The sequence below is a fragment of the Ruegeria sp. EL01 genome (assembly GCF_900313035.1).
Classification (GTDB): Bacteria; Pseudomonadota; Alphaproteobacteria; order Rhodobacterales; family Rhodobacteraceae; genus Ruegeria.
In genome coordinates, this window is the sequence record NZ_OMPS01000048.1 from 118665 (window position 1) to 132135 (window position 13471).

A 13471-nucleotide genomic window follows, 5' to 3' on the forward strand; every position below is an offset into this window, starting at 1 on the left:
TCGAAATCGGGAAATCTTGCCGAAGCATGTGCAGCAGTCTTTCCATGACACATGACCCGCGTTATGATCTGTGCGAAAGACCGTAACAGGCTGGCGCGCAGAACCAGCCGACCGGCGGCGGGGCTCGGAAAACGAGGTCCCATCAGGCAAGGGATGAAAAGATGAAGCGAGCGACCAAGACACGCGCAGGGCCGAAACGGCTGGCGTATCTGGCTTTGACTTTTGCAGTGCTATCCGGGTGTGAAGAAACACTGGGATCAACTGAGAAACCCGAAGAAAGCGCCGGTAAGACCGAGCTGTTGCCGCAGGTAGCCAGCGGATCTAAGCGTGATGTCGAGGCCCCTGATGTTTTTGAGGTAACCGAAGCCGGACTGTGGGATGGTAGGCCGTCCCTGGGGGGAATCTGGGTTGCACATCCCGATGTCACCCAGCCCGAACGCGTCGTCATCAAGAACACGTCCAACAACAAGACTGTGACGGGCGCTTTGTTCCGGCGCGAGCGCGACTTGCCCGGTCCTGCACTGCAGGTCTCATCTGCGGCGGCTGCAAAACTGGGGATGCTGGCCGGTTCTCCGACCAAAGTGAATGTGGTGGCCTTACGCCGTGAGGTCGTCGAAGAAACACCACCCCCTGCGGAAAAAACGCCGGAAGCCGACGACACCGCCGAAGAAAAAGCTGCATCAACAGCAACCGCGTCAGTGGAGGACGCCGGTCAGGAAGCGACACCGGAAGAACCAGCCAAGCGGAAGTGGTGGCAAAAGAAAGAACCTGCGGCGGCAGCTACGGGTGCCGGTGCAGCGGTCGCGGCAACGGATGAGGCAGCCGAAGCGGCAACCGAAGCCGCCACATCGCCAGGGTTGTCGGATGCACCAGTCGCAGCGCCAACCGAAAAACCCGCCAAACGCAAGTGGTGGCAAAAGAAACAACCTAACGAAATCACTGAAACGCCCCTCGATCCGATCGAGGGTGCCGCGGCCGCGATTGATGCCGCTGACCCGACCCCGGCGGCAGCGACGGCCGCTGCTGCAACCACGTCACCATTGACAAAACCTTACGTGCAGATCGGCACTTTTGGCGTAGAGGCCAACGCAAACACCGCAGCTGATAAGGTCCGCAAAGGCGGTTTGTCTGCTGAGGTGCGCGAGCTTAAGACTGAAGACAAAACGGTCTGGCGGGTTCTGGTCGGACCTGCCGCCACCCGTACAGAGCGCAAAGCCATCCAGAGCAACGTTAAGTCTCTTGGCTTTAACGACGCGTTCACCGTGTCCAACTGAAATAGGAGGCTTAGCGTGCTATCCTCATTGCGAACATCCGTTTTGGCGCTTGGGCTGGCTATTTTGGCCCTGCCCGCCCATGCGTTCGACACCTCGGCCCGTGCGGCCTATGTGATTGACCAGACAACAGGCACGGTTCTGCTGTCGAAAGAGGCAGATCAACCGTTGCCACCTGCATCAATGTCCAAACTCATGACGCTCTACGTCGCATTCGAGGCGTTGCGGGATGGGCGTTTGACATTGAGCGAGACACTGCCGGTTTCTGAACACGCCATGAGCTATGGCGGCTCAACCATGTTTCTAAACACCCAGGATCGGGTCAGCGTCGAAGATCTGTTGCGCGGGATCATCGTCTTGTCGGGCAATGATGCCTGTGTCGTGATCGCAGAAGCGCTCAGCCCTGACGGGACCGAGGCTGGTTTTGCACGCTACATGACTCAGCGCGCCAAGCAAATGGGCATGAACAACTCGAATTTTGCCAATTCAAACGGCTGGCCCGCAGCGGGGCACATGATGTCCGTGCACGATCTTGCTGTCCTGGCCAATGCTCTGATCACCGATTTCCCGGAATACTACCCGTTATTTGCCGAAGAGGTTTTCGAGTTCGATGGTCGGGCACCATCCAACGCACGAAACCGCAACCCTTTGCTACGCCTCGATATTGGCGCGGACGGGCTTAAGACAGGGCACACGCAAGAGGCAGGCTATGGTCTCGTAGGCTCGGCCAAACAGGGCGACCGTCGCGTAATCTTTGTTCTGACCGGGCTCGACAGCACCGCCCAGCGCGCAGAGGAGGCTGAGGCCGTGGTTAACTGGTCGTTTCGAAATTTTGTCGAGAGGACAGTTGCCGACGCGGAAACGCCAATAGCAGAAGCCAAGCTGTGGATGGGCGAAAAGAAGACAGTGGGTTTGGTGCCTGAAGGCGACTTAGCGGTTCTGTTTCCTGTTCTGGGCACCCAGAACGTGCAGGCCGAAGTGGTCTATGAAGGTCCCATCAACGCCCCGGTCTTAAAAGGTCAGCAATTGGCCGAACTTGTGATCAAACCAGAAGATTTACCAGAGATTCGCCATCCTCTGGTTGCGGTCGAAGATGTGGCAATCGGTGGCTTCCTTGTGCGTATGCTGACCGTTGGGGGCATCGTTCTGAAGGACGTTATCAACAAACCGCTGGAGTCGATGTGACGCAGCGCGGGTTGTTTCTGACCTTTGAAGGCATTGATGGATCAGGCAAGTCGACACAGGCACGGATGCTTGCCGAGCATCTGCGCGAAATAGGTCGAGAGGTGGTTTTAACCCGCGAACCCGGCGGATCTGCCGGGGCCGAAGAAATTCGCAGCCTCGTGCTGGAGGGGGATCCTGACAGATGGTCAGCAGAAACAGAATTACTGCTGTTCACAGCTGCCCGCCGTGACCACCTTGAACGCACGATCGAGCCTGCTTTGGCTGCGGGCAAAGTTGTGATCTGTGACCGTTTCGCAGACAGCACTCGCATGTATCAGGGCCTGTCGCGCGGTGATCTGCGTGGGTTGGTGGATCAGCTGCACAACCTGATGATCAAGCGCGAGCCGGACATGACAGTTTTGATCGACATGGATCCTGAAACCGGCCTATCCCGCGCCAAGGGACGGCAAGGTACGGAAGAACGGTTCGAAGATTTTGGCCCCGCTTTGCAACGTAAGATGCGCGCTGGGTTTTTGGCGCTGGCAGACGAGTTTTCAGATCGGTTTCGCATCGTCAATGGGAATCGGGACATGGACAGCGTCGCCCGGGATGTGACAAAGATCGTCACAGCAGCCTTGCGATAAAAGATGAGCGACGACACCCCAACCTCAGATCAGGCGCCCGGCGCGCCACACCCGCGCGAAACACTCCGCATCTTCGGACAGGACGCGGCCGAGCAAGCCTTTTTGTCCGCCTACAACTCGGATCGGCTGCACCACGGTTGGCTACTGAGCGGTCCGCGCGGCGTGGGCAAGGCTACTCTGGCGTGGCGCATCGCGAGGTTTCTTCTCGCCACACCTCCGGCAGATGATGGCGGGTTGTTTGGCGCGCCACCACAGCCTGAAACGCTGGATATCGACCCCGATCATCCCGTTTGCCATCGTATACTGGCGGGTGCTGAACCCGGACTGGCGGCGATTACCCGGTCACTGAACGATCAGGGCCGCCTGAGGGGAGAAATCGTCGTCGATGACATCCGCAAACTCGGGCGGTTTTTTGGGTTGTCATCCGCCGATGGCGGGCGCCGGGTTGTGATCGTCGATGCGGCCGATGAACTGAACGTCAGTGCGGCCAACGCGCTTTTGAAGATGCTCGAGGAACCCCCAGCGCGTACGACGCTTTTGCTGGTATCACATCAGCCCTCGCGCTTGCTACCAACCATTCGGTCGCGATGCCGCACGCTGCGCCTGTCCCCGCTCGGGCCCGAAGACGTGCAAGCCGCCCTTGCGCAAACAGAAACAGAAATACCCGCACAACCGGATCATCTGGCGGCCTTGGCGGCGGGATCGGTAGGCGATGCGGTGCGCCTGATCAATCTTGGCGGACTCGAGATTTATGCCGAGTTGATCGCAATTCTGGGCACCTTGCCCCGCATGGACCGCCAGCGCGCGCTGGCGTTGGCCACGGCGGCAGCCCAGCGTGGGGCGGCAGAACGGTTTGAGCTTTTGTTGACGTTGATCGACGTCGCTTTGGCACGACTGGCTTTGACAGGGGCAACCGGCGCGGCGCCCTCACCCGAAGCTGCACCGAACGAGGCTGAAATTCTGACGCGCTTGTCCGCCTCACCTCATCAAGCACGCCGTTGGGCCGAGGTCGCCGCCGTTGTGACGGCGCGCGGTCGACACGGTCAGGCGGTGAACCTTGACCCTGCGGCTTTGGTCCTAGATACGGTGTTCAAGATACAGGAAGCCGCCGGTCAGAACAGATGAGCGATACCCCCCAGATTACGGACAGCCATTGCCATCTGGATTTCCCGGATTTCGACGGGCAACTGGATGAGATTGTCACCCGCGCCGCGCAGGCTGGCGTTACCCGTATGGTGACAATCTGCACGCGCCTTCGCAACGAACCAACCGTTCGTGCCATTGCAGAAGCCCACGCGCCGGTGTTTTACGCCGCTGGTACCCACCCGATGAGCACCGCTGAGGAACCACTGACAACCGTCGATGAGTTGGTCGCGCTGGCGCGGCATCCGAAGTTCGTCGGCATCGGAGAAAGCGGGTTGGACTATCACTACACCGCAGACAGCGCAGCGGTGCAAAAGCAATCATTGCGTGTTCACATCGAGGCGGCACAGCGCACGGGTCTGCCGCTGATTATCCACGCGCGCGCCGCTGATGACGACATGGCTCGCATCTTGTCTGACGAGTTCCGCAATGCCCCCTACAGCTGCGTCATGCATTGTTTTTCCTCTTCGGCAGGTTTGGCCAAGGCCGCTCTGGATTTGGGTTTTTACCTGTCCATGTCGGGCATCGCGGCTTTCCCCAAAAGCCAGGAATTGCGCGATATTTTTGCCAGCGCGCCGGTAGATCGCATTCTGGTCGAGACCGACGCGCCTTACCTGGCCCCGCCTCCCTTTCGCGGGAAGCGCAACGAACCGGCCTATACTGCGCATACGGCACAAAAAGGGGCAGAGGTTTTCGAAATGAATTACCCTGCCTTCGCGGCCCAGACACAGGCCAATTTTGATCGTCTTTTCACCAAGGTTGCTGCGTTCAAGGCGGCTGCATGACCAAGCTGCGGTGCACAATTTTGGGCTGCGGGTCATCTGGCGGCGTCCCCCGTTTGGGCGGCCATTGGGGTGCTTGTGATCCAGAAAACTCCAGGAATATCCGTCGGCGATGCTCGATGCTGGTTGAACGTGACGGACCAGAGGGGACAACCTCAGTCCTGATCGACACCACACCGGATATGCGCGGTCAGCTATTGGATTCGGGAACCGGTCGGTTGGATGGCGTTGTCTATACGCATTCGCATGCCGATCACGTCCATGGCATCGATGATTTGCGCATGATCGTGTTCAACATGAAGTCCCGTGTGCCTGTCTGGGCTGATGGAGATACGCAAAATGCGCTGTTGGGACGCTTTGGATACGCGTTTATTCAGCCCGAGGGCTCGCCGTACCCACCTATTCTGGACCTGAAAACCATTGATGGCCCGTTCGAAATTGATGGCCCCGGCGGGCCTATCCCGTTTCGCCCATTCAAAGTGAACCACGGTTCGATCGACTCGTTGGGATTTCGGATGGGGAAACTGGTGTATCTGCCAGATGTCGCTGACATCTATGACGAAGCATGGCCAGAGCTTGAGGGTTTGGACTGCCTTGTCATCGACGCGCTCCGCCGCTCACCACATCCAACCCATACGCATCTGGAAAAAACGCTTGGTTGGATTGCGCAGCTGCAACCCAAGCACGCTGTTCTGACGAATATGCATATCGATCTCGACTACGCGACGGTCGACGCGGAAACTCCCGATCACATCACCCCCGCCTATGACGGGATGGTGATCCATCAGGCGCTGTAAGGCCCTGCCCGGAACATCCCTGATATCACCGCCTGGGGCACTGCCAATGGGGGCGGAATGCTTCAGAGTCTGATCGACGTCATCCTGCCGGTGTTTTTGGTTATCGGTGCCGGCTACGCGGCAACCCGGTCAGGGTACTTCAACGAAGTTCACGTCGATGGGTTGATGAAGTTCACCCAAGGCTTCGCCATCCCGTGTCTGCTGTTTCTGGCGATTGCGCATCTCGACCTGAGTGCCAGCTTCGATCCAAGACTGCTGGTCAGTTTCTATTCGGCTGCCGCCTTATGTTTTGCGGTCGGCCTGTTCGGGGCACGCATCATCTTTGGACGAGACTGGGAAGATTGCGTGGCAATCGGGTTCTGCTGCCTGTTTTCAAACTCGGTCCTGCTGGGTTTGCCAATCACCGAACGCGCTTATGGCCCTGAGAACCCGACCGGCAACTACGCGATCATCGCGTTCCATTCCCCCTTTTGCTACGGCGTCGGGATCACCGTCATGGAAGTGGTACGGAACCGGGGACATGGCGGAATGCGTATGGCACGCTCCGTGTTGTCCGCGATGTTCAAAAACGCATTGATCCTAGGGATCGCATTGGGATTTCTGGTCAATCTGTCAGGCTTGGTCATTCCGGCTGTTATCGATGAAGCTCTTGGGTTGGTAACCCGCGCCGCCCTGCCCGGCGCATTGTTTGCGCTAGGGGGTGTACTGGTCAAATACAGACCCGAAGGTGACCTTCGCACCATTGCCTATGTCTGCGCTATCTCCTTGATGTTGCACCCAAGTCTGGTCTGGATGTTCGGAAAGACCACGGGTTTGCCGCAGGATCTGTTCAGATCAGGAGTTTTGAACGCAGCCATGGCACCGGGTTTCAATGCCTACATTTTTGCCAACATGTATGGTCGTACCAAACGTGTTGCGGCCTCGTCCGTGCTGATTGGAACGGCCGCGTCAATTCTAAGCGTCTGGCTTTGGTTGACCCTATTGGGCTAAGCCCCCTTGACGCATGGATTGACAATTTGTGGCAGAGTTACATCTATCGCACAATTAGACAGGAGCCTTCGCATGTTGCATGCCATCATCGTCGCCCATGGTCAGCCGTCGGACCCCGAGCCCGCCGAGGCAGCGCTTGCGGGATTTGCTTCCAAGGTTGACGCTTTGACAACAGATGTATCCGTTCATTCCGCTACTTTAGCTGCGCCAGGCATGTTTGAGTTACGGATGGACAGCCTGCCTGAAGATACTGTGATCTATCCGCTTTTCATGGCGAAAGGCTGGTTCGTAACCAGTGCTTTGCCGAAACGCGTCGGAGACCGCGATTTGCGCATTCTAGATCCGCTGGGCATTGATCCTGAATTACCCGAACTTGCCGCGCACGCATTGAAAACAGCGCTGTCTGACCGGAGATGGGAGGCCGCCTCAACCGACCTGGTCATAGCGGCACATGGCTCTGGCCGCAGCCGCAACCCCTCCGCTGTTGCAGCGGAGTTTGCGTCGAAACTAGGACAATCAGTTTCCTTCAACTCAATCCGGGTTGGGTTTGTTGAAGAAGCCCCATCCATTGCGACAGCCGCCACCGGATTTGGTGTGCAGGCCCTGTGTCTTCCGTTTTTTGCATGCACCGGCGGGCATGTTTTGGAGGATGTTCCGGAAGAGCTGGAACGGGCAGAGTTCAAGGGGATCGTTTTGCCAGTGGTGGGAGAGCTACCGCCAATCCAGCTCCAAATCGCCAAGAAACTAAGTCTTGCGCATCAATCAGCTTAGCCCTTGCGGCGCGAGCGCCCTTCTATCGGTGAAACGATCGCTGTTAAGGCTGAGCCTTTGACAGCCTAGAATAAAGACGATGGCAGGATCGTCCGTCTCGCTTTGCCTGGTAAAGGGCCAGATCGGCCGCATGGAGAAGTTCTTCCGCATTTGGCGCCCCGAACTGCGTCGATACAGCGGTCCCAATGCTCGCAGATACGTAGCAGGTCTGCTGCTGGAAAACCATCGGCTCATTCAACCTGAGGATAAGACGATCAGCAACCGACGTCAGTATTTCTTCACGTGTCAGGCCTTTGAAGATAATAACAAACTCATCCCCTCCGACCCTGGCCACAGTGTCATCGCCACGGGTTTCCTCAACCATGATACGCGCCGCTTGCTGCAAGACAAAATCACCTGCCGCATGGCCCAGCCTGTCATTCACGGATTTGAAGAAATCGAGATCCAAGTGCATCAGAGCAAAACTGGAGTTGGACGAAATCAGATGCCCCAGCATATGGTCCATAGCCCGTCTATTTTTCAGACCTGTCAACGTGTCGGTATAGGCCTGTTCCTCAGCGGCGAGCATGGCCCCCTGAAGCCTGAGATTCAGAGACCGTGACGCCTCCATCGCCGCAGATTTCGCCTCGACCAAGTACAGAAGTTCGATGGCCAGATCGGTGCCCGAGAAATCTGCGCTTGTCAGGGCATAGTCACGAACCGCGTCCAAGATCGATATGCCGAAAGACAGGTTGATGACTGCCCCTTCGCCCCCCGGTAACGGAGCGACCAATCCTTTCAGGGCGGTGCGCGGTTCATCATGGAACTTGAGGTGCAGCTTCGCACCAGCCATCGACATAAGCGCAGGAATCGTTGTGACCGTTCGGGGGCGGATCAACTCAAAGACATCCAGAAAGTCTGTGCCAACTAAGGGGACGTCGGGGCGCAGCTTTTGCAGGGTCGACCCTGCCTGTCGAATGTGCCCTTTCTCATCTACCAGAAGGAACATCGGGCAAAGAGTGTCCAGAAGGCCCCCCAAATCTTGGGTGTTCATCATTCTGCACGCGCCCCCAAATCAAAATGGCGCCCTTCGGCAAATGCGCTTTCCACCAGCGTTACCGAAATCATGTCGACGGTTTCGTCCTCCCCGTCATGCGACAGCATCACCAGCGCACCATAGTCGTCAGCCATTGCGCGCAGCACGCCCACCATGACGCTTGAGTAACCGAACAACCCCGGGTCGCAAAACAGTTGAAACTCTGTCGTGGACAGCTCTCGCAGTTCAAGTGCAGGCAGGGCGAGGTCGGAAACAGCCAATCTGACACGATCCGATAAGTCGTCGAGAGAATGCAGAAACTCCACATAGCTTCCACCGCCAAACCGCAGCAGACGGCGCAATCCTTCCATGTTTGGGTGAGACACAAGATAGGTTCCGACATCCTCCTGGATTTCCGCCTTCGGACGACCAAGTTCCGCGCTCAACATGTCCATGACACGAGTGGATACATCATCATCGTAGCCGAGCATCGCCTCGAATTCGACAAACCCCAGCTCTGCCGCCTCGGTAACGCGCAACCAGCAAGACTGCCCATAAGTTGCGCATACAAAAGACTGAATCGCCCGGTTGATCAGACCATGCATGAGATGCCTCAGATTAATTGCATCTCAATTTTGATCCGACAAACCTTAACAAACAGCCAAAATCGCCCCCAAGATACCGCGAATGCAACCGAGTATCAGAGCGACACCAATCCAGTGATCGCTAGAAATCCGTAGGCGCTCCCCCTTCGGCTTTTCGGCGTGCGACGAAATCGGCAAGCTCGTCTCGGATCCCATCATCAATAGCAGGCGGTTCAAAGCTCGAGATAATCTCTTTGAACATGTGGTGCGCCCGTTCCGCGGTCCAGATACCTCCCGCAACGTCCCATCCTTCGTAGTTTTTCCAATCGCTCAGGAAGGGTTGGTAAAAGGCTGAGGTGTAGCGGTCCTGCGTGTGCTGGATTCCAAAGAAATGGCCATCGTTTCCAACCGAACGAATGGCATCCAACGCAATTTCATCCGGCCCCGTTGCCGTCAGTGCGGGATCCATATAGCGCTGAATTTGCTGAAGGATTTCGCAATCCATGATAAACTTTTCGGGGCTTGCAATCAGCCCACCTTCAAGCCAACCCGCCGCGTGATAAACCATATTCGTACCTGATTGCACAGCCGCCCAAAGCGAATTCGAAGTTTCCCACACCGATTGCCCATCCGGCACATTCGCTGCACAGACACCAGAGGACCGCATTGGTAACCCATAATACCGCGCCATCTGCCCCGTCATCTGGGTCGAGCGCATGTATTCCGGTGTGCCAAAAGCAGGTGCGCCAGACTTCATGTCCACATTCGACGTGAACGTACCGATTACACAAGGTATGCCCGGGCGCACATATTGGAATAACGCAATGGCGCACAACGCTTCGGCCAAAGACTGAGCGACCGCACCGGCCATTGTGACCGGCGCCATGGCCCCGGCCAGCGTAAACGGGGTCACTACGATGGCCTGTCCACGGCGCGCCAGACGCAGGCAACCGTCGATCATTGGATGGTCATGTTTCAGTGGTGAGGTCGAATTGATGTTGGTGTACATCCGCGGCGCCGCCTCGAACTCCTCATGGCTGTGACCACCGGCAATGCGCACCATCTCTATGACATCTTCAACCCGTTCTTTCCCCAACGAGTAAGCGTGCATCGTTTTGTCCGTCAGCGTCAGCTTGTCATAGAGCACATCCAGATGGCGCACGCTTGCATGGATATCGACAGGTTCGACCGGGTAGCCGCCCGCGAAATGGATGCAGTTGAAGTACTGCGTCAGCTTCAAAAGGTTTCGACACATCTCACGATTGCCAGGGACTTTGGTTCCGATTTCCATGTCCCAGTAATTCGGCGGCGACGAAACATTTCCAAACAGTAGGTTCTTGCCACCAATTTCGATCTTTCGCGCAGGATTTCTGGGCGTAATCGAAAACTGGCTTGGCGCCTTCGCCACCATTTCCATCACGAAGTCACGCCCCATGCGGACGTTGTCGCCTTCTATCGTACAGCCCGCTTCTCGCAGGATACCGATGGCCTCTTCATTGTAGAACTCGATGCCGATTTCTTCGAGGATGCGCATCGCCCCGTCATGGATTGCCTCGACCCCGGCCTGATCCAAAGGCTCGGTGGGATCGTCGATGTTGATCGGTGGGTTCCAAGGCATTTGATCAATGGCCGCGGAGCCTCTGCGGGCGGCTGCCCCTGCACGTCCTCCGCCCCGACGTTTGCGTGTTTTGGTGTCGGCCATCGTCGCCTCCTGCGTTTGCTTTTGTCCAAGCAAGCCCCGAAGACGGGCATCAAGCCGCTCTGTCTGCGACAGAGTGTGTCGGTTTTTACGATCCGATTGCCGAATTCAAAGTTTGGCGTGTTGGTTTTCCACCAACCAATCAGGAATGTGCCCAATGTCCGGCAGCACCACATCCGCCATCGGCGCTAGCGCACCAGCCGGGGCCAGACCGGTCAAAACACCGATTGTGGTCATGCCTGCCGCACGCCCGGCTTGCAGATCGTGCAGGCTGTCGCCCACCATCGCGATACGCGCCGGGTCAACGCCGACATGGGTCGCAAAGGCCAGCAATTGGCCCGGACCAGGCTTGAATCCGTGACCACTGTCATAGCCAGCAACAAAGTCGAAATGCTGTCGAACCCCGGCGGATTCCAAATGCTGGAGCGCGGGGTGTTCACTGTCATTTGTCGCAATCCCCAGCTTGATCCCCGAGTTTTGCAGCCGCTCCAGCAACGGACCCAAAGGGGTGGCCGGCGCTTGTGGGATCGTCGCTGCTTCGGCGTTCATCAGCTCAATCAGTTCACCAAGTAACATGCCTTCGATATGCGGAACCAGAACTTCAGCGATTTCGTCCACGGTGGCGGCGATCACGATACTGTCTTCGGCATAACGCTGCTGCTGGAAATCGAAACCGATGACTTTGCCGAGTTCGGCCGCGCGTGTTTCATCTCGGTTGCTCAGGCGCAGCAGCATGGAGCGTCCAAACGCTCCCCATGTGTTCGCAAAATCGAACAAAGTACCGTCCTTGTCGAAGACGATGGCGTCAATTGGCATTGGGTGCTCCTGCAAAATCTATCGGTTCAGGTCCAGTGCGTGTCGGCACTGCCAGACAAAACCGCGCGCGCCTGAGCGGGCCTGTCGTAGGGGATCGAATTGGTGTCACAAAACGCCAAGATCCAGGAATCGTCAAGCATCAGAAAATCCAGAACAGACACCGCAAAATCCGGATCCCCGGCCCGTTCTCGCAGGTCTTCTGCTGCAGCACCTGTCGACCCCAGAAAGACAGGTAGCAATTCATCGTTACCGACAAGCCATGCAAGGGCTGTCAGCGCCAATGTTTCGGCGGAATCGGTGGAGATCGGCATAAACGAGCCTCAGGATCGGTTTTGGAAAGGGTTTATTAACCAGACTCATAAACACTTTGTTCACGCATGCAGTCAATGGTGAGCAACTATGTCCGTGCAGGGAACCATCCTTGTCCTTGATGGGGTATCGACCAACCGCATTATGCTGAAGGTTCAGCTGACTGCGGCATGGTATCACGTGGTTCAGGGTGAAAAGCTCAAGGGATTGACATCGCTGGTGCGGCGGACCCGGCCAGACTTGGTGCTGACAGCGCTGACATTGCCCGATGGCACTGCGGCAGACGTCAAGAAGCTGATCACAAAACAGCCAGACCTCGTCGACGTTCCCGTTGTCGCGATTGCACCCCAGAACGATAATGAGGCGCGTCTGCGTGCATTGGCGGATGGGCTGGATGATGTGCTGACGCATCCTTACAAAGATGCGCTGCTGTTGGCTCGTATCCGAAGCTTGCTGCGCGTGCAGGCAGACACGCAGGAATTGCAGGTCGACAACGGGGCCCAATCAATCGGATTTGCGGAACCCAACACCGCATTGATCACGCCTCCCCAAGTGGCCCGAGTAGACATTCTGGCACAGACCGCGCGAACGGGTGCAGCCTGGCAAAAGGCGTTATCCGATGAAAGCCGACATCAGATTTCCTGGCACACTCGGTCAAACTTCAACGGCGTGTTGTCTGGGTCAATTCCGGACGCAATAGTGGTCGAACTGGATGCAAGTCCCTACGGGCTGAACATCCTGACCGATCTCAGATCGCGCAGCGCAACGCGGCACACTGTTTTGATTGGTGTATTGAAGGATAACAACGCCTCCATGGCCTCCGAGGTACTGGACCGCGGCGCCGACGCCGTATGTTTGGGTGGGTTTTGTGCAGAAGAGATAGAGCTGCGGCTGGAAAACCAGATTGCCCGCAAATCCCGGATCGACCAGATGCGCGCGTCATTGCGTCAAGGTATTGCGGAATCCTGGATTGACCCACTGACCGGCCTGAACAATCGTCGCTACGCGATGCGCGCAATGGATCAGATTACGCGTGAATCCATGCACTCCGGACAAGGCTTCGCCGTCATGCTCGCGGATCTCGATCATTTCAAAACAATCAATGATCGCTTTGGGCACGCAAGCGGTGACTTTGTTCTGTCTCAGGCGGCTGAGCGTATGCAGAACGTCCTGGGATCAAACGGTTTCATCGCTCGGATTGGCGGAGAAGAGTTTATGATCGGTACGTCAGATTTGCCTCGAGATGCGGTATTGAAGCTTGCAGAGGCGATTTGCGACTGCATCTGCAATGAACCTTTTCATCTGCCCGATCAACAAGATCCGATCTCTGTCACGATCAGCGTGGGACTGAAACTGTCGAACCCAGCAGGGCCGACAGAAGATCCCCAACCTTTTGAAAAAATAATAAAATGCGCCGACAAAGCGCTGTATGCCGCAAAGCGCGCCGGACGCAATCAGGTATGGGTCAGGCAGAACGCGGCCTGAC

Annotated in this window: 14 protein-coding genes; 9 read left to right on the forward strand and 5 right to left on the reverse strand. The window is 56.9% G+C overall.

From position 1 onward, the window contains the following. The first annotated feature begins 161 nt into the window (after positions 1-161). From D9K61_RS24700 to D9K61_RS24735, 8 genes are all read left to right on the forward strand, one after another. Positions 162-1274, forward strand: a complete 1113-nt coding sequence (locus D9K61_RS24700; RefSeq protein ID WP_120635868.1) for an SPOR domain-containing protein — start codon at positions 162-164, stop codon at positions 1272-1274. Positions 1275-1289: 15 nt separating this feature from the next. Continuing rightward, on the forward strand, positions 1290-2456 hold the full coding sequence (locus D9K61_RS24705) for a D-alanyl-D-alanine carboxypeptidase family protein (protein WP_120635869.1): 1167 nt from the start codon (positions 1290-1292) through the stop codon (positions 2454-2456). Continuing rightward, entirely contained in the window at positions 2453-3079 is a 627-nt protein-coding gene (gene tmk, locus D9K61_RS24710) for a dTMP kinase (protein ID WP_120635870.1), read from the forward strand. Before D9K61_RS24705 ends, tmk begins: the two co-directional genes overlap by 4 nt. Before the next feature lie 3 nt (positions 3080-3082). Next, a complete protein-coding gene (locus D9K61_RS24715; RefSeq protein ID WP_120635871.1) occupies positions 3083-4204 on the forward strand; it encodes a DNA polymerase III subunit delta' in 1122 nt (373 codons plus the stop codon). Further along, the gene (locus tag D9K61_RS24720; RefSeq protein ID WP_120635872.1) at positions 4201-5007 is read left to right on the forward strand and encodes a TatD family hydrolase; all 807 of its coding nucleotides are present in this window, start codon (positions 4201-4203) and stop codon (positions 5005-5007) included. Before D9K61_RS24715 ends, D9K61_RS24720 begins: the two co-directional genes overlap by 4 nt. Then, complete coding sequence (locus D9K61_RS24725) at positions 5004-5801, forward strand: MBL fold metallo-hydrolase (RefSeq protein WP_120635873.1); 798 nt, start codon at positions 5004-5006, stop codon at positions 5799-5801. The genes D9K61_RS24720 and D9K61_RS24725 overlap by 4 nt, the downstream gene beginning before the upstream one ends. A gap of 57 nt (positions 5802-5858) precedes the next feature. After that, on the forward strand, positions 5859-6791 hold the full coding sequence (locus tag D9K61_RS24730) for an AEC family transporter (protein ID WP_120635874.1): 933 nt from the start codon (positions 5859-5861) through the stop codon (positions 6789-6791). A gap of 72 nt (positions 6792-6863) precedes the next feature. Next, positions 6864-7562: a CbiX/SirB N-terminal domain-containing protein gene (locus D9K61_RS24735; RefSeq protein WP_120635875.1), complete on the forward strand. Its 699-nt coding sequence runs from the start codon at positions 6864-6866 to the stop codon at positions 7560-7562. Positions 7563-7605: 43 nt separating this feature from the next. On the opposite strand, the gene D9K61_RS24740 is transcribed toward D9K61_RS24735, so the two are convergent. The 5 genes from D9K61_RS24740 to D9K61_RS24760 form a co-directional block, all read right to left on the reverse strand. After that, positions 7606-8598, reverse strand: coding sequence for a GGDEF domain-containing protein (locus tag D9K61_RS24740; RefSeq protein ID WP_120635876.1), 993 nt, complete (start codon positions 8596-8598; stop codon positions 7606-7608). After that, the gene (locus D9K61_RS24745) at positions 8595-9182 is read right to left on the reverse strand and encodes a heme NO-binding domain-containing protein (protein WP_120635877.1); all 588 of its coding nucleotides are present in this window, start codon (positions 9180-9182) and stop codon (positions 8595-8597) included. Before D9K61_RS24745 ends, D9K61_RS24740 begins: the two co-directional genes overlap by 4 nt. Before the next feature lie 121 nt (positions 9183-9303). Further along, complete coding sequence (locus D9K61_RS24750; protein ID WP_120635878.1) at positions 9304-10863, reverse strand: trimethylamine methyltransferase family protein; 1560 nt, start codon at positions 10861-10863, stop codon at positions 9304-9306. Positions 10864-10968: 105 nt separating this feature from the next. Next, positions 10969-11676 carry an HAD family hydrolase gene (locus tag D9K61_RS24755; RefSeq protein ID WP_120635879.1) on the reverse strand — a complete coding sequence of 236 codons (708 nt, stop codon included), beginning with the start codon at positions 11674-11676 and terminating at the stop codon, positions 10969-10971. Between the two features lie 26 nt (positions 11677-11702). Then, a complete protein-coding gene (locus D9K61_RS24760; RefSeq protein ID WP_120635880.1) occupies positions 11703-11987 on the reverse strand; it encodes a DUF3572 domain-containing protein in 285 nt (94 codons plus the stop codon). Positions 11988-12075: 88 nt separating this feature from the next. Here D9K61_RS24760 and D9K61_RS24765 point away from each other — a divergent pair, with 88 nt between their 5' ends. Continuing rightward, positions 12076-13470 (forward strand): diguanylate cyclase, encoded by a 1395-nt coding sequence (locus D9K61_RS24765; RefSeq protein WP_120635881.1) that lies wholly within the window; start codon positions 12076-12078, stop codon positions 13468-13470. Position 13471: the final 1 nt, after the last annotated feature.